This window comes from Streptomyces sp. NPDC055966, from assembly GCF_042269865.1.
Classification (GTDB): domain Bacteria; phylum Actinomycetota; class Actinomycetes; order Streptomycetales; family Streptomycetaceae; genus Streptomyces.
On record NZ_JBHJYK010000053.1, the window covers coordinates 1 to 17478 of the forward strand.

Annotated in this window: 18 protein-coding genes and 2 pseudogenes; 5 read left to right on the forward strand and 15 right to left on the reverse strand. The window is 70.0% G+C overall.

Features of this window, described 5'->3' with window-relative positions; all coding sequences use genetic code 11:
• Positions 1-590 precede the first annotated feature (590 nt).
• Positions 591-719, forward strand: a complete 129-nt coding sequence (locus ACFC8N_RS47775; RefSeq protein WP_376295972.1) for a hypothetical protein — start codon at positions 591-593, stop codon at positions 717-719.
• Positions 720-782: 63 nt separating this feature from the next.
• Here the strand turns inward: ACFC8N_RS47775 and ACFC8N_RS47780 are convergent, their stop codons facing one another.
• The 6 genes from ACFC8N_RS47780 to ACFC8N_RS47805 form a co-directional block, all read right to left on the reverse strand.
• Complete coding sequence (locus ACFC8N_RS47780; protein WP_376295973.1) at positions 783-1427, reverse strand: polysaccharide deacetylase family protein; 645 nt, start codon at positions 1425-1427, stop codon at positions 783-785.
• 227 nt (positions 1428-1654) lie between these two features.
• The gene (locus ACFC8N_RS47785) at positions 1655-2083 is read right to left on the reverse strand and encodes a Fur family transcriptional regulator (protein WP_376295974.1); all 429 of its coding nucleotides are present in this window, start codon (positions 2081-2083) and stop codon (positions 1655-1657) included.
• A gap of 46 nt (positions 2084-2129) precedes the next feature.
• Positions 2130-2999 (reverse strand): metal ABC transporter permease, encoded by an 870-nt coding sequence (locus ACFC8N_RS47790; protein ID WP_376295975.1) that lies wholly within the window; start codon positions 2997-2999, stop codon positions 2130-2132.
• A complete protein-coding gene (locus tag ACFC8N_RS47795; RefSeq protein WP_376295976.1) occupies positions 2996-3904 on the reverse strand; it encodes a metal ABC transporter permease in 909 nt (302 codons plus the stop codon). The genes ACFC8N_RS47790 and ACFC8N_RS47795 overlap by 4 nt, the downstream gene beginning before the upstream one ends.
• A complete protein-coding gene (locus ACFC8N_RS47800; RefSeq protein WP_376295977.1) occupies positions 3891-4823 on the reverse strand; it encodes a metal ABC transporter ATP-binding protein in 933 nt (310 codons plus the stop codon). The genes ACFC8N_RS47795 and ACFC8N_RS47800 overlap by 14 nt, the downstream gene beginning before the upstream one ends.
• A gap of 9 nt (positions 4824-4832) precedes the next feature.
• A complete protein-coding gene (locus tag ACFC8N_RS47805) occupies positions 4833-5810 on the reverse strand; it encodes a metal ABC transporter solute-binding protein, Zn/Mn family (protein WP_376295978.1) in 978 nt (325 codons plus the stop codon).
• A gap of 286 nt (positions 5811-6096) precedes the next feature.
• On the opposite strand from ACFC8N_RS47805, the pseudogene ACFC8N_RS47810 reads away from it, so the two are divergent.
• Positions 6097-7066: pseudogene (locus ACFC8N_RS47810) on the forward strand (Y4yA family PLP-dependent enzyme); the annotation flags it as partial.
• A gap of 246 nt (positions 7067-7312) precedes the next feature.
• On the opposite strand, the gene ACFC8N_RS47815 reads toward ACFC8N_RS47810, so the two are convergent.
• Together ACFC8N_RS47815 and ACFC8N_RS47820 are read right to left on the reverse strand one after the other, a co-directional pair.
• A complete protein-coding gene (locus tag ACFC8N_RS47815; protein ID WP_376295979.1) occupies positions 7313-7705 on the reverse strand; it encodes an SCO5389 family protein in 393 nt (130 codons plus the stop codon).
• Positions 7706-7746: 41 nt separating this feature from the next.
• Positions 7747-8709: an adenylyl-sulfate kinase gene (locus ACFC8N_RS47820; protein WP_376295980.1), complete on the reverse strand. Its 963-nt coding sequence runs from the start codon at positions 8707-8709 to the stop codon at positions 7747-7749.
• Positions 8710-8871: 162 nt separating this feature from the next.
• On the opposite strand from ACFC8N_RS47820, the gene ACFC8N_RS47825 reads away from it, so the two are divergent.
• Positions 8872-9249 (forward strand): hypothetical protein, encoded by a 378-nt coding sequence (locus ACFC8N_RS47825; protein ID WP_362823824.1) that lies wholly within the window; start codon positions 8872-8874, stop codon positions 9247-9249.
• An 11-nt stretch (positions 9250-9260) separates the two neighbouring features.
• Here ACFC8N_RS47825 and ACFC8N_RS47830 read toward each other — a convergent pair whose 3' ends face one another.
• From ACFC8N_RS47830 to ACFC8N_RS47855, 6 genes are read right to left on the reverse strand one after another with little or no spacing between them, the layout of a single operon-like run.
• On the reverse strand, positions 9261-9623 hold the full coding sequence (locus tag ACFC8N_RS47830) for an ArsR/SmtB family transcription factor (protein WP_376295981.1): 363 nt from the start codon (positions 9621-9623) through the stop codon (positions 9261-9263).
• Positions 9610-10011 carry a (2Fe-2S) ferredoxin domain-containing protein gene (locus ACFC8N_RS47835; protein WP_362823823.1) on the reverse strand — a complete coding sequence of 134 codons (402 nt, stop codon included), beginning with the start codon at positions 10009-10011 and terminating at the stop codon, positions 9610-9612. The genes ACFC8N_RS47830 and ACFC8N_RS47835 overlap by 14 nt, the downstream gene beginning before the upstream one ends.
• Entirely contained in the window at positions 10008-11033 is a 1026-nt protein-coding gene (locus ACFC8N_RS47840; protein ID WP_362823822.1) for a hypothetical protein, read from the reverse strand. Before ACFC8N_RS47840 ends, ACFC8N_RS47835 begins: the two co-directional genes overlap by 4 nt.
• The gene (locus ACFC8N_RS47845; protein WP_376295982.1) at positions 11030-12052 is read right to left on the reverse strand and encodes a CobW family GTP-binding protein; all 1023 of its coding nucleotides are present in this window, start codon (positions 12050-12052) and stop codon (positions 11030-11032) included. The genes ACFC8N_RS47840 and ACFC8N_RS47845 overlap by 4 nt, the downstream gene beginning before the upstream one ends.
• Positions 12053-12061: 9 nt before the next feature.
• On the reverse strand, positions 12062-12274 hold the full coding sequence (locus ACFC8N_RS47850; protein ID WP_356037321.1) for a hypothetical protein: 213 nt from the start codon (positions 12272-12274) through the stop codon (positions 12062-12064).
• A gap of 8 nt (positions 12275-12282) precedes the next feature.
• The gene (locus ACFC8N_RS47855; protein WP_376295983.1) at positions 12283-12750 is read right to left on the reverse strand and encodes a Fur family transcriptional regulator; all 468 of its coding nucleotides are present in this window, start codon (positions 12748-12750) and stop codon (positions 12283-12285) included.
• 645 nt (positions 12751-13395) lie between these two features.
• Here ACFC8N_RS47855 and ACFC8N_RS47860 point away from each other — a divergent pair.
• Positions 13396-13699 (forward strand): annotated as a pseudogene (locus ACFC8N_RS47860) (hypothetical protein).
• A 563-nt stretch (positions 13700-14262) separates the two neighbouring features.
• Here the strand turns inward: ACFC8N_RS47860 and ACFC8N_RS47865 are convergent.
• Positions 14263-15627, reverse strand: a complete 1365-nt coding sequence (locus tag ACFC8N_RS47865) for a peptidase S8 (protein ID WP_376295984.1) — start codon at positions 15625-15627, stop codon at positions 14263-14265.
• Positions 15628-16308: 681 nt separating this feature from the next.
• On the opposite strand from ACFC8N_RS47865, the gene ACFC8N_RS47870 reads away from it, so the two are divergent.
• Entirely contained in the window at positions 16309-17163 is an 855-nt protein-coding gene (locus tag ACFC8N_RS47870; protein WP_362823968.1) for a trypsin-like serine protease, read from the forward strand.
• Positions 17164-17478 lie beyond the last annotated feature (315 nt).

Sequence of the window (17478 nt, forward strand, 5' to 3'; positions counted from 1 at the left end):
GAGGCGTCGGCCGAAGACGTTGAGAAGAGGTTGAGAAGACGTTGAGCGGGGCGGGTGGCGACTCTGTCAGCGCAGGCGCGACGGTGCCGTCGGCAGGCTCGGGCGGCGAAGAGGGGCCGCATGCCGGGGCGCACGGGGCCGGGCGATCACTTTCCTCGCCGGGCCCGCCGCTGTTCGATCTCGATGGTGACGGCCAGGCCTCCTTCTTCGAACTGATGGTCCCGGGGATCAGGCTCAGTGGAACCTTGGTTGGGGCCGAGTCGCTGAGGCGCGGGTGCACTGTCAGGGCGAGAGAGGGATGGCACCGGCCAGGGGTTCGAGGTGGTCGTAGAGGGCGGCGTGCAGGGCGGCGGCCAGTTCGCGGGCCCGGGCCTCGCTGGCCACGTCGTGCAGCACGAAGTAGACGGGGCCGGCGGAGGAGTCGGGGCGGATCTGCCGGGAGCGGATCAGGACGCAACGGATGTCTGCGGTTGTGCTTCGGATTGCGACTGCTGCGCTTGATGGAGGCGCGATCCGCTCTGGCGCGTCGGCCGGGGCAGCGACTTCGCGGCCGTGGCGGTCCGCACCGGCGCAGAGGTGCTCGGTTGGACGTGGGACCAGGAAGCCACGCCGAGTACGTTTTCGGGCCCGAGACCCAGGTGGTGCCCAAGCCGGCCGCGCTCGGCTGGGAGGCGGCCGGGTCGCAGTACATCGCGCGCCACCGTGTTCGCCGCCACTGAAGCGGTCGGCGCGAGCGAGGGCGAGGTGGTGGCCGTCCCGGCGGCGGTCGGCGATGTGGGTGCCTAGGGGGTTACGAAGTGATATCCGGCGTCGAGCAGGCGGGGAAGCACGAGGCGCAGGGCGGCCACTGTCTGGGAGCGGTCGCCTCCGCCGTCGTGTTCGAGGATGATCGATCCGGGATGGGCGTGAGCCATGATCCGCTCGACGATGAGCGAAGTGCCTGGTCGTGACCAGTCGTGGGGGTCGACGGACCAGTCCAGCAGTCGCATGCCCATCACGCGGCAGGTGGCCAGGGTTGGCTCCGACCAGGCTCCGTAGGGGGCGCGGAAGATCGTGGGGCGCTGGCCGGTGACCTTCTCGATCGTGTCGCTGGTGCGTTCCAGCTGGGAGCGGACGGCCGTGGCGGATGCCCGGGCCAGGTCGGCGTGGGTCCAGGTGTGGTTGGCGATCGGGTGGCCTTCGGCGGCCACCGCCCGCACCAGGTTGGGGTACGCGCTGACGCGGGCACCGACCTGGCAGAACGTGGCGGTTACGGCGTAGCGGCGCAGGAGGTCCAGCGTCTGCGGAGTCCATTCGGGGTTCGGACCGTCGTCGATGGTCAGCGCGATCGCTCGCGGGCCCTGGTGAACGTAGAACTCCGGCCTGCCCGGCAGCTCGACGTAGGCCGGCTCGCTGGCGTGAGAGTCACCCGGATGCGTGGGCTTCACGCTGTCGGGCGCCGACGTCCCTGTGCGTTCAGGTGTACCACCAGGGGCTGTGCAGGCGCTGAGAAACACCAGTCCGCCTGCCGACAGCAGGGCCCGACGGGTGACATGCGTACGGCCTGTGTTCTCCATGCCATGGGTAACTGCATCACCCGGTACGGTGGTTGCGCTGTATGAGGGCAGAACACTGGGAGCCTGATCCACTTGATGGAACCAGCCCCTGGCCGGCATCAGACGGCGCTCGCGTTCACGGTCGTCCGGCGGTCGCAGTCCGGGCACACTCCGGACAGTTCCACCGTGTGCTGCACGTTCGCGAAGCCGGAGGCCTCTGCGATGGTGTCCGCCCAGTCCTCCACCGGGCCGGAGTCGACGGGCAGGCTCAGGCCGCACTGGGTGCAGAGGAGGTAGTGGCGGTGGTCGGGGCCGGGGCGGTAGCGGAAGAGGCGTTCGCCGCCCGTGTCGCGGACCATGTCGGCCCGGCCTGCCGCAGCCAGCGCGGTCAGGGTGCGGTAGACCGTGGACAGGCCGACCGGTGAGCCGTCGGCGGCGAGCCGGTTGTGAAGTGCCTGGGCGCCGACGAAGCCCTCGGCGCGGATGAGCGCCTCGACCACGACGGTGCGTTGCTGGGTGTGGCGGCCGATCAGCGTGACGTCGGCCAAGGGTGTGAGGGAGGGCTGTCGTTCGCGTTCCATCGGGTGCCTTCGCTCATGTGCCGACAGGGGCGACCGTTCTCGTACGAGGGCTGGAAGCGGGCCGCCGTATCAAGAACGTCGCGGCGTAGACGGCCGTGGCCATGGCCATGATGGCGAAGCTCGGGGGCATCCTCGGCACCGCGTACGAGGCGAACAGCCCGGCCCACATCTCCAGGACCGCCAGCGCGGCGGAGAGGGCGAGTGCCCGGTACGGGCGGTCGGTGAGCCGGATCGCGGCGCCCGCGGGTGCGGCGAGCAGGCCGAGCAACAGCAGGGAACCGACAGCCTGGGTCGCCTCGGCGGCACTGATCCCGGCCAGGGCCAGGAAGCCGTAGCCGAGCAGGCGGACCGGTACCCCGCGGGCGGCGGCAACGGCCTCGTCGAGCGTGGCGAACAGCAGCGGCCGGGCGATGAGGACCACCAGCAGCCCGACCCCCGCGGCCACCAGGGCGGCGACGACCGCGCCGGCAGAGGAGATGCCGAAGACGGAGCCGAACAGCACGCTGACGCCGGCGATTCCGTTCGCGGTGCTGCGGGAGGTCGTGTAGAGGGTGATGAAGAAGGCGCCCAGGCCCAGGATCCAGGAGAAGACGCTGCCGATGACGACGTCGTCGGGGCGGGCACGGCGGCCGAGGGTGCCGAAGAGCAGTGCCATGGCGATGGTCGCGGCGAATAGTCCCAGGCGCAGGTCCGCGCCGAAGGCGAGGGCGGCCATCGCGCCGGTGAAGGCGACGTGGCTGAGCGCGTCGCCGGTGAAGACCTGGGCGCGCAGGACGAGGAAGTAGCCGACCAGGCCGCAGGCGGCGGCGATGGCGGTCCCGGCGAGCAGGGCGTGCTGGAAGAACGGCTGGGAGAAGGGGGATGCGGCCAGCAGGACGGTCATGCGGTCGCCTCCGCGGAAGTGAGCGGGGCGCCGGTGCGGCTGCCGAGCAGCGTGTGCAGCGAGCGCCAGGCCAGGGCGAGTACGTATCCGGCGAAAGCGATGGTCGTCACGAAGAAGCCCAGGGGGTAGGGCGAGTAGTAGGCGGCGGTCAGGCCGAGCCAGGTGGCGGCGAAGGCCAGCAGGACGGCCAGGGCCAGACTCAACGCCGGGCGCGCCGTGAGGAGTTGTGCGGTGGCGGCCGGGATCACCATGAGGGCGAAGACCAGGAGGGTGCCGGTGATCTGGCTCGCCTCGGAGGTGGCCGCGCCGAGCAGGACGAGGAAGACCACCGACAGCGCCCGGACCGGCACCCCGCGCCCGGCGGCGACCTGCGGGTCGACGGACGCGAACAGCAGCGGCCGCCCGATCACCGCCAGCACCGCGAGCACCACCGCGCCGACCACCGTCAGCACAGTCACCTGCGACGACGTGATCCCCAGGAAAGTGCCGAAGAGGATGGTCTGCGGCCCCTCCAGCAGACCCTTGTACAGGGCGATGAACAGGAACCCGGAAGCCAGCAGGAACGCCTGCACGGTCCCCGTGAGCGCGGACTCATGATGGTCTCCGCCGCCGCGCAGGGCGGCGATGACCAGCGCGGCGGCCACGCACAGCGTGAAGTACCCGTAGACCGCGCTCACTCCGAGCAGGACCGCCCCGGCGGCGCCGGGAAAGGCCACCATCGAGACGGTGTGCGCGGCGAACGTCTGGCGACGCAGCACCACGAACCATCCCACGAGCGCGGAGACCACCGCCACGACCGCGCCCGCGCGGAACGCGTTGACCATGAACGGGTACGACCACATGTCCTGGAAGTCGGTGAGGAGGTTCCATGACCAGACGGGCGCCCCCGTCTCAGCGAGCGTCATGACTGCTCCCCGGGGTGTCGTGCCGGTCGGTGTGCAGCGCGGGCGGCTCCGGCTGGCCCACCACGACCAGCCGTCCGTCCGAGGCCCGCAGCACCTCGACCGGCGTGCCGTACAGCCGGGTCAGCGTCTGGGAGGTGATGACCTCGCCGGGCGTGCCCGTTGCGGCACCGCCTTCGGCCAGGTACACCACCCGGTCCAGGTGGTGGAGTATCGGGTTCACGTCGTGGGCGACCATGACCACGGAGACGCCCTCCTGGTGGCAGATGCGCCCGATGAGTGCTGCGACGGCGCCCTGGTTGGGCAGGTCGAGGCTGTCCAACGGCTCGTCCAGCAGCAGCAGTTCGGGCCTGCGGACCAGGGCCTGTGCGATCAGCAGTCGCTGCTGCTCGCCGCCGGAACACTGCCCGATCGGCCGGTGCGCGTACGCCGAGGCCCCGACCAGCTCGATCACCTCGTCCACCCGTGCACGGTCGGCCCGCCGTCGCGCGCTCGTGAACGGCAGCGGCACTCCCCACCGGTCGCCGTCCAGCCCCAGGCGCACCACATCCACACCGCGGATGCGCAGGGTGGCGTCGAAGCTTCGGCGCTGCGGCAGGTAACCGATGCGCTCGTTGGCCTGTCCGGGCCGGGTGCCGAGCACGCGTACGTCACCGGCCGCCGCGGGCAGGGTGCCGAGCAGGACCTTGATCATGGTGGACTTGCCGACGCCGTTGGGGCCGAGGACGGCGGTGAACTCGCCGGCCCCCATGCGAAGGTCCACCCCCGACCACAGCGTCCGGCCGCCGACCCGCACGGCGGCGCCTCGCAGGGCGACCACCGGGCCGCTTCCGGGTCGTTCGCTCGTGGTGTCGTGGCTGGCGTCGTGGCTGCCGCTACGGCGCGTGGGGACGGCTTCGCGGGCCTTCGCTATCGGGTTCATGGCCTCAGATCACTTTCCGGTGGCCTTGGCCAGGGCCTGCTCGATGCCCTGGAGTTCGGTGGTCTGCCACTGCTGGAAGGTGGCTCCGGCGGGGGCGAGGGTCTCGGTGACCGTGGCGACCGGAATGCCCTGGGCCTTGGCCGCCTTGACCTGCGCCTGCACGTCGGGCGTGGAGTTCTGGGAGTTGTAGACGTAGATCTTGATCTGCTTGGTCTTGATCTGCTGGTCGATGGTGGCCTTGTCCTTGGCCGTGGGGTCGGAGCCCTCGCTCATCGCGTCCAGGAACGTCTCCGGCGTGAGCATCTTCAGCCCGAGGCCCTCGGAGAGCGGCGTGACGATGGACTCGGAGGCGCCGATCGGGGTGTCCGCGTACTTCGCCTTGATGTCGGCTATCAGCTTGTTGTAATCGGCGAGCGTCTTGGTCTCGAAGGTGGTCTTCTGCTGGTCGAAGTAGGAGGCGTCGGCGGGGTCGGTCTTCTTGTAGTCGGCGGTGATCTTCTCGATGACCTGGTGGACGTTGTCCGGGGAGTACCAGCGGTGCGGGTTGCCGCCAGGCTTGATCCCCACCAGGTCACCGACCTTCAGCTCGGTCCGCCCGCTGCCGGGGTTCGACGCGAGGAGCTTGTCGGCCCATGTGTCGTAGCCGATGCCGTTGACGATCGCGTACTGGGCGCCGGCCACGGTGCGGGCGTCCGCAGCGGTCGGTTCGTAGGCGTGCGGGTCGGTGTCGGGGTTGGTGATGATGCTGGTCACCTTCACGTGGTCGCCGCCGAGCTGGGAGGCGATGCTGCCCCAGAAGTTCTCCGCCGCCACCACCTGGATGGTCTTGCCCGAGCTGCTGCCACTGCCGGTCGCCGCGGTGTCGCTGGTGTGCGAGGAGGACGTCGAGCAGGCGGTCGCCGTCGCGGCCGTCAGGGCGGCCGCCGCGGTGACGAGCGCAATCCTCGTGGACGGGCGGGAGAAACGGGAGGCGGGGACGGGGGACATATGGAACTCCTTCGAGCGGTACCAGGCGCGCAGCGGACACGCGTCGGCCGGGGTGGCGACACTTTCGACGCTAGATGGGAATGATTTTCAGATCAATGGAAGATGAAAACCGTTGCCATCTTTTGGCGACTGTATGACTTCGGCCATACGACGCCTTCCGCCCACTCGGGGAGTTTCAGGGGGTAAAGCGTCCGGAGGAGGGGAAGGGTGGTCTACGGCGCGCAGCGGGGAGTGGGGGCCGTGCCCGAGACGAGCCGGGCCCGACGTGCTGGGGGGAGGGTCGGGTATGGGCGGGCAGCCCTTGTATCTCGCACCGCGGTTGGGGGAGAGGCTGCGCTCGCTGCTGGAGTCCGGCGAGCTGCTGCACACCCTCGCCGACGCCCTCGGATCTTGGTCGTGCCCGATCAGCTCGCCGGCAACCTGGAGCGATTCCGGTCGGTATACCGGCGGCATCAGCTGTCCGGGCAGGTGTTCTTCGCCCACAGGGCCAACCGGTCGAGCGCCCTGCTGCGGCGGCTGGCCGCCACCGACGCCGGCGTGGACGTCGCCTCACTGGCCGAGTTGCAGCACGCGCTCGGCGCCGGCTTTGCCCCTGACCGCATCATGGCCACCGGGCGAAAGACCCGGAGTTCCTGTGGCTGGCCGCGCGCACCTCGGTCACCGTCGCGGTCGACGGCTGCGACGAGCTGGAGCAGTTGGCCGGACCGGTCCGCAAGCACGCACTCGCCCGGACGCGGGTGCTCCTGCGTCTGTCGGGGTTCGAGACGTCCGGGGTGCGGGTGCTGAGCCGGCGCAGCCGTTTCGGCACGCCCGTAAGGGACTTGGAGCCGCTGCTGGCAGCGGTCGAGCGCCACGGTGACGTGGTCGACCTGACGGGCGTGGCGTATCACCTGGACACGACCAGCCTCAGCGAGAAGGCGACGGCACTGGAGGGCTGTCTGCGGGTGCTGGAGGAGTGCAGGAGCCGGGGATTGCGGCCGGTGGTCGTGGACGTCGGCGGCGGATTCGGCGCCGACTACCTGGCCGACGGGGAGCAGTGGGAGCGGTACACGACCGAACTCACCCGCGCCGTCCTGGGCATCCGGCCGCCCCTGACCTGGGGCGGCCACGGCTACGGGCTGCGCAACGAGGGCGGCACGCTCCGCGGATCCCTCGGCCTCTACCCCGCCCACCGCCCGGTCGCCGGGCCGCGCTACCTCGACGAGCTACTCGCGCATCCGGCCGCGTCGTTCGACGGCCGCTCCCTGGCCGCGCTCCGCACGCCCTCGTTCATGAGGACTGGACCTCCTGGTGGGCGGCGGTCGCCGAGGACCCCGAACCGGCCGGACTCCTCGCCGAACGCCGCAGCCGGCAGCCGCTGACCGGGACCGGTTGTGAGGCCCGGCTGTCCCTGTCCGGCCACATCCACCTGTTGCGTCAGGCGGGGTTCGCACGAGCCGGCGCGGTGCGGCAGTACGGCGACAGCCACGTCGTCGTCGCGGTCCGCTGACCCCGCGAAGGGCTCAGCAGTCCCGGAACTCCGGTGACTGGTTGAGGATCTGGGAGCGCAGGGAGGTGAAGCGGGCGTGGGTCTCGCCGCCGCGCGCCTCGGGGTGGAAGGCTGCGACCCGGTGGCAGTTCTGGAAGGCGAGGACGACACCGAAGTGGCGTTCCAGGCTGCCGCGGATCGCGTCGCTGGACAGGGCGCGCAGCAGCTGACCGCGTTCCTTCTCGGAGGGCGGAGGGGTCTGGTTGTCGGCGAACTCGGCCGGACCGGCGTGCAGTTCGCCCGCCAGGCGGGCGATCAGGTCGTAGGCGTACGGCAGGGACGTGCGGACCGTTTGCACGAAGTCCTCCTCCCGCACCGCGCCGTTCTCGGCATCGGCGAGCAGCTGCGGGGAGACATCGAGTGACATGCGGAAGATTCCTTGTCTGTTGCGGTGTCGGTCTTGCCAGGTCAGGCGAAGGCGGCCAGGGCTTCGGGGCCGTGCCGGAGGTCCGGGTCGACCTGGGCGGAGAGGTCCTGGCCGGTTGCCTCGTTGGCCCAGGAGGCGGCGTTGCGCAGGTGGAAGTCGACCGCGTGCCGCTGGAAGGCGGCCCAGTCCTTGGTGCGGGCGTCCACGGCCGCGCGCAGCCGGTCCAGGGCCCAGGTGTTGTGCGGCTCCAGCTCGTCATGACCGCTGCGGCCCTGTTCCTGGGCTCGCACGTGGGAGGACTGCTCGCAGTGGGCGATCAGATCCTCGCCGACGTGGCCGCGCAGGAAGGCGAGGTCGTCCGCGCCGGTGACCTTGTTGCCGACCACGGCGACCGGGATTCCGAACTCGGCCGCGTGGTCGCGGTACTGGCGGTACACGGAGACGCTCTTGCGGGTCGGCTCGACGGCCAGGAACGTCATGTCGAACCGGGTGAACAGGCCGGAGGCGAAGGCGTCGGCCCCGGCGGTCATGTCGACGACGACGTATTCGCCGGGGCCGTCCACGAGGTGGTTGAGGTACAGCTCGACCGCGCCGAGCTTCGAGTGATAGCAGGCCACACCGAGGTCGCTCTCGGCGAAAGCGCCGGTGACCATCAGCGGTACGCCGGCCACCTCCTGTACGTGGTGACCGTGGACCTCGTCGTCGCCCAGCAGGCGTAGCAGCCGGGAGCCGTGGCCGGGCGGGGTCGTCTTGACCATGGCGGCGCCGGACGGGATCCGCGGGTTCGTGCCCCGCAGGTAGTCCTTGATCTCACCGGTGCGCGCGCTGAGCGGCGCAGCGGTGAACAACTCGTCCTCATCGAGGCCGAGGGCGTACGCCAGGTGCTGGTTGATGTCGCCGTCGATGGCGACGACCGGCGCGCCCGAGCGCACCAGATGACGGGAGAAGAGTGCGGACAGCGTCGTCTTGCCGCTGCCACCCTTGCCGACGAACGCGACACGCATGATTAGCCACCCCTGTTGAAAATGGATTTCATAAGCATAGGCTGGGGGTGCCGGCGGGCGGTGTCAAATCGCGCCGACCGCAACTCGCATGTCAGGGCGGCGAATTGAGGCAGTGATGGCGCAAAGGGGGCGTCCTTTGAACGTCACGAAGGAGAAGCAGGCATGAGCGATGCCGTATGCGGCCCCCGAGGCCGGCCCTTCACCCTTGTCGTCTGCGGATCCTGCGATGAGGTGACCGGGCAGGTGATGGACGGCCTGCGCCGCACGGTCCGCGACTGCCCCTACGGGGTCATGGTCTCCACGGGGTGCCTGGGCAAGGTTCTGCACTGCCGTCGCGATCGCGGGGTGCACGCCGCGGTGCAGCCGTGCACGGCCGACCGCAGACCCGCCGCGGCGGTCGTACTCCTGGGCCCGCTCGCGACCCAAGCCGACGCGGAGGCGGTCGGAGCGTGGCTGCGGGCCGGGATGCCCGAGGACGGCTCGCTGCCCGACCGGCTCCGTGCAACACCCGCGCCCCGGCGGGTCGCCGGCCTCAACTGACGGATACGGCCTCAGGTCAGGTCGTGCACGCCGAGACGCAGGTGCTCGATGTGGCGGACGTCCTGGTCGAGGAGCTGGGCCACGTGGTCGTCGTAGAGGCGGTAGACGATGCGGCGGCCGTCGCGCCGGCCGGTGACCAGGCCGAGGGCGCGCAGCAGGCGCAGTTGGTGGGAGACGGCGGACTGTTCCATGCCGATGGCGGAGGCGAGTTCGCCCACCGGGTACGGGCGGTCCCGTAGAGCGGTGAGGATCAGCAGGCGGGACGGTGTGGCGAGGGCCTGGAGCGTCGTCGCGACGGAGACGGCTGCCGCTTCGTCGAGCCGGGCGGCCGCGAGGACGTCGCGACCGTCGGCTCCGACGTCATCGGCGTGCACGGGTGCGGGCCTCGCGCGGTGGGCGGATGAACTGGAGCTCCAGGGTGGTGGGCGGTTCGGCGATGCCGGGTCCGCCCTGCGTCACCCACCGCACCAGGTCGTCGGTGCAGTCGTCGTCCATCGCGAAGCCCACCCAGACGGCGCGGCCCCCGGCCCGGCGCCCGGCGGTCGACGGCTGGACGACGATGACGTTGGCCTGGTCGCAGGGGCCGAGACAGTCCGTCGTACGTACCTGGAAGCCGCCATCCGCCGCGCCGGCGCGCAGTCGCTCCAGCTGCCAGGCGTGGTCGGTGCCGGGATGCTTGCGGGAGTTGCCACAGCAGCAGCCCCGGCACACGACGAGGGTGCAGGGCCGGGGCGCCGCCGCGCGGAGGACCGTGCGGTTCACAGGGCGGTCCGGGACGGCACGCCGTACGTCCGGACCCGGCCGTCCCGCCATGCGACCGCCAGCAGGTGGGGGCCTGCCCAGGCGAGCGCGCCGACCGCCGCACCGGCGCCGTCCAGCTCGCGCACCGGGCGCAGACGCGCCTGCGCCCGCCCGGCGGTGGCGTACCACAGGGCTACGGTCCCGTCGGCGCCGCCGCTGGCGAGGTGCCCGCCTGCGCCCGGCCGCCAGGCAAGCGCGGTGACCGTCTCGTGGCAGCGCAGCGAGCGCGGTGCCGTGCCCTGCGGGCCCTTGCCGGAGAAGTCCCAGACGGTCACGTCGGGGGCGCCGTCGGCGGCCAGCCAGAAGCCGGAGTCGTCGAAGGCGAGCCGGGAAATCTTCTCCGGGTAGCCGGACATGGTCAGTTCGCCGCCGTCGCGGGCGCGCCAGATGTGGATGGACGCGTCCTGGTTGCCGCTGCAGATCCACCTCCCGGTGGGTGCGACGGCGAGCGCGAGGTGGGAGCCGACGTAGGGGTAGGTGGCGACCGGCTTCTCGGTGTGCCGTTCGTGGCAGCGCACGGCCCCGTACGCCGCCACGGCCAGGCGCCGGCCCTGCCGCATCCAGGCGAGGTCGGTGACGGTGGACGCGGCAGGCTCCGTACGCCACAACTCGCCGCCGTCGGTGTCCAGCACGAGGGCTCGGCGCCCGGAGGCGACCGCGACCCGCTCAGTGTCCGCCCAGGCGGCGGCCGCCGACCAGGCACCTGACTCCCGTACCGTCGTCCGCCCGTCGACGCGCCGCCACAACGCGTACCCCATGGGGCCAGTGGCGACCAAGTGCTGGGCGTCCGGAGAGAGTGCGACCTTCAGAGCGCCTCCGGGGAGGTCGAGCGCGCCGATCTCGGCTCCCATTGCCGCGTCGAAGATCTTCACGGTGCCCTCGGCCCCCGCGACGGCGACCAGGTCACCGCGTGCACTGAGTGCGACGAGTACGTCGTCGACGTCGGTCTCCCACGCGGGCGGGGACTCCACTGCCGTACTCACGCGATCGCTCCCGCCGTGGCCAGGCAGTCGGCGAAGCCGCGCTGCAATGCCTCGCGGTCGAGGTCACGACCGATGAACACCAGCTTGTTAGTGCGGGGTTCGTCCTCCCGCCAGTCGCGTCCGAAGGTGCCGTCCAGCAGCATGTGCACGCCCTGGAAGACGTACTGCTTGGGCGCTCCGGCGATGGCGAGGATGCCCTTGGAACGGAAGAGGTCGACGCCCTTGGTGCGCAGCAGGGTTCCGAGCCAGGCGTTGAGGCGGTCCTCGTCCAGCTCGCCGTTCAGCTCGATGCCGACCGAGGTGACGGTGGTGTCGTGCTGGTGCTCGGTCTCGGTGAGGAAGGAGGGATCGTCGGCGAGCACCCGCTCCAGGTCGAACGCGCCGACGTCCATCACATCGTGCAGGCCGATGCGGGCATGCTCGGCGGGAATGATCCGGACGCCCGCGTTGACGGCCCGGATGCGACGGACCACCTGCACGATGGTCTCGTCGTCGACCAGGTCGGTCTTGTTGAGCACGACCCGGTCGGCGAAGGCGATCTGCTCGATGGCCTCGTTCTCCACACCCTCCGGCTTGACCTCGTCCAGGTGCTGGAGCACGTGCGCGGCGTCCACGAGGGTGACGATGGCGTCCAGCCGCAGCTGGGAGGCGATCTCGTCGTCCATGAAGAAGGTCTGGGCGACGGGCGCCGGGTCGGCGAGGCCGGTGGTCTCGATGAGGATGTGGTCGAACTTCTCGCGTCGGCGCATCAGGGCGCCCAGGATGCGGATGAGATCTCCGCGCACGGTGCAGCAGATGCAGCCGTTGTTCATCTCGAAGATCTCTTCCTCGGCGTCGAGGACGAGTGCGTCGTCGATGCCGACCTCGCCGAACTCGTTCTCGATGACCGCGATCCTCAGGCCGTGGTTCTCGGTGAGGATGCGGTTGAGGAGGGTGGTCTTGCCGGAGCCGAGGAAGCCGGTCAGGACGGTGACGGGGACCCGCTCGTCGCCAGGGTCTTGGGATTCCGGGGTGGTCAAGTCAGTCTCCTAGTCGTGCTGTTCGGGCGTAGCGAGCAGGGCGGCTCGCAGGTCGTCCTCGGTGATTTGGTCGGCGGGGCGGTGCAGGGTCCAGCGGCGGGCCTCGCCTTCCATCGGCAGCACGGCGACGACCGTTTCCAGCGGAGGGCAGCCCGGTTCGGTACAGGCGAGCTGGCGGATCAGGACGGCGGTGTCGTCGTCGAGCCCGAGCAGGGCGCGCACGCTCTCCTTCAGCTCGCGCAGCTCCGGACACGGCCCTGCGGGCCCACGGCGGGATCCCAGTGGCATGGCGTTTCCTCTCCTTCGTCCTCGGAGGGCCGGCAGTCGGCGCAGACGCCGGTGAGTTCGACCGTGTGCTCCACAGCGGTGAACCCCGTGTCTGCGGCGATCCGGCCCGCCCATTGCTCGACGACTTCGGAATTCACCGGGCGGCTGCGGCCGCAGCCGCGGCACACCAGGTAGTGGCGGTGCCCGTCGGCGGGGCGCAGCCGGTAGAGCCGCCCGCCGGCTTCGTCGCGTACGACGTCGACGCCGCCGTCCGTCTCCAGCTCGCGCAGGGCGCGGTAGACGGTGGTCAGGCCGATCGCGTGGTCTCCGGCCAGGAGCAGGGTGTGCAGCTCCTGGGCCGACACGAAGTCCTGGCAGGCGGCGAGCATCTGCAGGACCGCCCTCTGCTGCCGGGTCGTCCGGCCGCTCACGGCACGTCACCTCCTGTGGCTGGCGCCGAGTTGGCATGGCATCACCGTAGATGGAAATGAAATCCATGTCCATATGAACGGTGGGTCATGCGTAAACTTCTGGCCGCAGGGCCTTTTGAAGGGGGGACGCGCGACGGTCTACTGGCGGCTTTCGGTGCGAGCCCGCATCCGGGCCGCCTGCGGTATCGAGCAGCTGGGCCTCGGCTTGGGCGATGCCGGCGAGGCGGATCGCGCACAGGAGGCCACGCTCGGCGCCGCTTGCTGAGCAGTGAGCCGCTCAGTCGGGCCATGTCGTCGGCCAAGTGGCAGTGCGGTCGGTCGGGTGCGGCAGTCGCGCCGGGGCGGCAGCCGGAGGCATCCGTGCCGAACAAGGCGGTTCGGCTGCCGTGAGGGTGTCCGGGACCGTCGCTGTCTGAAATTGCAGGCGGATGGACAGAACGCCGTGGTTCCAGACGCTGACGCGGTCGGCGAGCCCGTACAGCCGCGGCGCAACCGGCGCCGGATCGGGGGTCTGCACGTGAGCGTGCGTGGTTTCTAGACAAAAGATGTCATTTAGATGCAGTCGCTGATCATTGTCTGGCAGAGTCGCCGAGGTGCGTCTGCGGGTGAAGGGCAGGCGTACGTAGGGCTGAGGAGAGGTTGCGAATGACCACGGAAACCGCAATGCCTGCTGTCCATGCTCACCACTCTCACCAGCACGGTCTTGGGTGCGGCCATGTAGCGGTGCCGCACGACGACCACGTCGACTATGTCCACGACGGCCATCTGCATCGCGCGCATGAAGGTCGTGTGGACGAGTGCGAGCCCGGCGGCCACACCGTCCATGACAGCCACACTCACCAGCACGGTCCTGGGTGCGGTCATGTGGCGGTGCCGCACCGACCATGTGGACTACGTCCACGACGGCCACCGCCATGCTCAGCACGACGGTCACTGGGATGACCACTGACGGTGGAGGGACATGCAGCGATCGACTGCCTCAGCTACAGGCTGGACCGTAGCGAGGCACGGCGCGGCGAGTCAGGAGCGGAGCCGGAGGAGTACGGCAGTAACGGCCACAGCGTGTGAAAGAGGTACGCCCTCCTGCCGAAGAGCGTTGCCATGAACCGGTAGATCTTCAACCGGTTGATCAACCCTTCGATCTCGCTTTCGCGGGCGTGGTGTACCAGGTCAAAGCCTGTGGGCCTACCGCTGCTGCTGCCGCAGTTGCTGTCACGGGACATGCCCGGCGTGCTGTTGACCTCCAGCGTGTACGGCTCACCGTCGTCGGTGAGGATGAAGCCGATACGCGCTGAACCGCGGAGCCCCGATCCCGTCCCACAGCGTCCGGGTGGCGTCGGTGATTTTGTCCAGCACATCGGGCGCCAACTCGGCAGCGAAGGAGCCGGCGGGAGAGCGGGTCACGGCCGGTTTGCCGTGACCCGCTCTCCGTCCATGCCGCCGAGGGAACCCCACGTCCCCCTTACGGCGGCGGCTCCCCGTGAGCCCGACGGGGAGGTCATACGGTGTCGATCAGCCGGCGCTGAAGGCGCTGACGCCCTCGGGGGTGCCCCAGCCGGTGGGGCCGTCGTAGCCGGTGCCGGCGGTGCAGAAGTACGACGGGGAGCAGGAGCCGTTGCTGCCGCTGGTCACATCGTTCAGCGCCGATGTGCCGGCCTTGTTGTAGGGGTACTGGGCCGGGTAGTCGCTGGAGCCCGGGGCGCCGGCGAGGGCGTAGACGCCGGCGATGATGGGCGAGGAGGCGCTGGTGCCGCCGTAGGTGTTCCAGCTGCTGCTGGTGCCGTAGGAGTCGTAGACCGAGACGCCGGTGGCCGGGTCGGCGACCGCGGAGACGTCGGCTTCCATGCGGTTGGAGCAGCCGGTGTCGGTCTGCCAGCTCGGCTTGGGGTCGTAGACGGAGCAGCCGGAGCCGGTGCCCTCGGTGGAGCTGGTGCTCCAGACCTTCTCGGTCCAGCCGCGGGTGTTGGAGGCGGTGGACAGCGAGGTGCCGCCAACGGCGGTCACGTACTGGGAGGTTGCCGGGTATTCGGCGCCGTAGGCGCTGTCACCGGCGGAGACGGTGACAGCGATGCCCGGGTGGTTGTAGTACTCGGAGTCGTACGTCGTGTCGGAGGGGTCCTCCGAGCCGCCGTAGCTGTTGGAGATGGCCGTGGCGCCCAGGCTGGCGGCCTCGCTCACGGCTGTTCCGAGGTCGTCCATCGAGGCGGAGTTGGCCTCGACGAGCGTGATGTTGCAGTTGGGGCAGATCGCGGAGGCCATGTCGAGGTCGAGCGAGATCTCGCCGGCCCAGCCGCTGTCGGCGGTGGGGAGGTTGGAGGAACCGTCCTGGGCGACCTTCGAGAAGCAGCCGTTGGACGACGTGCAGTCGGACAAGCCGTAGTTCGAGCGGTACGCGGCCAGGTCCGACTCGGCGTTCGGGTCGTCGTAGGCGTCGACGATGGCGATGGTCTTGCCGGAGCCGCTGGAGGAGGCGGCCGAGGTCAGGCCGTAGGCCGACTGGAGGTCGCTCGGGCCGTAACCGGTGGGGGAGTCCGCGGCGGCGTTCGGCCGGACGGTCTGCGGTGCGATGCCCTTCTTCACCGCCTGCTCCTCCTGGAAGGCGGTGGTGCCGCTGGTGACGCGGAGGGCGTTGCAGGCCGCGTAGCCCTTCTTCGGGGTGCCGGCGCACTGCTGGGTGTACTGCACATGGGCCTTGGCGACTGCGGCGGCGATCGCCTTCGGGCTGACCGTCTTGGCCGTGAGGGCGGGGGTGGCCGCGCTCGCGTGGGTCGCAGTGCCGAGTCCGGCGAGGACGAGGGCGGCAGTGGCCGCGGCGGCGGAGCCGACACGGCGCCATCTTCCGTGTCTGTGGGGGGAGTTGGAGAACGACGTACGCAAGGTACAGCCTCCTGATAGTGGGTGACAGAGGCGTGCGGGTGTGGGGGTCCACCGGTGCGGTTCCCGGTGGGGGCGGCGGCCCGCGACGACCCTCACTTGTTGAGTACGCGACAAACAAGACATGTTCCGGATTCCTGACCCCGGCGTTACCGAAGGGAGCGACGGGCTTGCCGGTCAATGGCAGCCCAATGGCCAAGCGATGGCCCGGACTTGACCATGAGTCCAGGGAGAAGCGCAGTGTTACGTGCGCGACGGAGGCCGTTCTCACCTCCCGGAATACTGCCTGTGCCTGATAGCCGACAGATACGTCTGCTCAAACACGGCTACACCAACCGCACCGCCAGCAACGGTGCCGCAGCGAACGTCTGCGAAGGGCTGAAGCCGGCCTTAGGATCCACCGCACGCACTGCTCACGCGACCCCGGTGTCGGTCTCCTGTTCCACCTCGCGCACGGCGATCGCCACCACCCCGACGCCCGGCTTGGTGGCCAGCTCGGCCGCCAGGATCGCCTCGACACGAGTCAGCCTCATGACGTCCTGGCCAGCGACGGGAAGCTGTTGCACCGCATCCACACGACCGCGCCGAGCGCGCTGCTGGCAGGTGAGGGACTGCCTGCTCCTGTCGGCGTCTGCCCCGCCCCCGGCTGATCACCAGGCCCGGACTGGGCTACCGTTTCCCTCCATGAAGGCTGGCATAGCACTGACGCTGGTCATCGTGGGGGCAGCCGCAGTGGTGGGGTGCGCAGCGGAGGAGATCCGTCCAGACGGAAGCAGCGGTCGCAGCAGCTACGGCAAGTCCGGCGAGCCGGGCCAGGTTCCCCGGGACCAGGACTCGTCGGCGACCGCCCCCGCCCATGACGGCACTGCGTACACCCCGCTCCGGACCGAGGAGAATGCCCGGATCGGCGCGGTCTTCGAGAAGGACGACCAGGGCACCCACTTCTGCACGGCGAGCGTGGTGCAGAGTCCGGGTCGGAACATGCTGATCACCGCGGCCCACTGCGCCTTCGACGCCGACTCGGGACAGCCGCTGAACGACTTGGTCTTCGCCCCCGGCTACCGCAAAGGCGACGAACCCACCGGCCTGTGGAAGGTCAGCAAGGTCGTCGTCGACGCCCGCTGGGCCAAATCCCAGGACGAGGACCTCGACGTCGCCTTCCTCACGGTCGACCCGAAGGGCGGCAAGAACATCCAGGACGTCCTGGGCGGCAACAGCCTCGGCACAGATCGCGGCTTCACCAACGAAGTCGAGATCACCGGCTACCCCACCAGCCGTGACACCCCGATCTCCTGCCGGAACCGCACCACGAAATTCAACGACACCCAACTGCGCATCCAGTGCACCGACTTCGAGGGCGGCACGAGCGGCAGCCCCTGGCTCGCCGACTACGACCCCAAGAGCCACACCGGCACCGTCATCGGCGTCCTGGGCGGCCATGAAGGCGGCGGCGACGAGGACGACGTCTCCTACGCCGCCTACTTCGACGACGACATCGCCAAGCTCTACCAACGCGCTCAGGACGCGGACGGGAACTGACCCCGGCGGTGGGGGTGGTCGAAGGGGCGAGGTGGTTCCCCTGCTCAGGCCAGAGGCTGTGCCTGCCGGTTCTGTTCGCGGTGTATGTCGCTGCTCGACACCATCGACGCACAGGGCAGCCGTCGCCGCGCCGGAGATGTCGATGTGGCTGACCGAGGCGAACTGGGTGCGGTCGCCCTCGGCCCCCTTTGTAGTTCCAGCCGCTGTCGTTGTGATGGTTGGCCCGGATGCGGGCGACGACGGCGTCGCGCAGCGATCCGTTGTGGTCGGCCAGGGTCGGATTCAGGGTGTTCCATGAGCTGGGATGGAACATGA

Coding starts and splice junctions, on each gene's coding strand:
- ACFC8N_RS47820 (WP_376295980.1), bottom strand. CDS start 8,709: ATGCGTGTCGCGTTCGTCGGCAAGGGTGGCAGCGGCAAGACGACGCTG.
- ACFC8N_RS47795 (WP_376295976.1), bottom strand. CDS start 3,904: ATGACGCTCGCTGAGACGGGGGCGCCCGTCTGGTCATGGAACCTCCTC.
- ACFC8N_RS47790 (WP_376295975.1), bottom strand. CDS start 2,999: ATGACCGTCCTGCTGGCCGCATCCCCCTTCTCCCAGCCGTTCTTCCAG.
- ACFC8N_RS47870 (WP_362823968.1), top strand. CDS start 16,309: ATGAAGGCTGGCATAGCACTGACGCTGGTCATCGTGGGGGCAGCCGCA.
- ACFC8N_RS47800 (WP_376295977.1), bottom strand. CDS start 4,823: ATGAACCCGATAGCGAAGGCCCGCGAAGCCGTCCCCACGCGCCGTAGC.
- ACFC8N_RS47805 (WP_376295978.1), bottom strand. CDS start 5,810: ATGTCCCCCGTCCCCGCCTCCCGTTTCTCCCGCCCGTCCACGAGGATT.
- ACFC8N_RS47815 (WP_376295979.1), bottom strand. CDS start 7,705: ATGTCACTCGATGTCTCCCCGCAGCTGCTCGCCGATGCCGAGAACGGC.
- ACFC8N_RS47825 (WP_362823824.1), top strand. CDS start 8,872: ATGAGCGATGCCGTATGCGGCCCCCGAGGCCGGCCCTTCACCCTTGTC.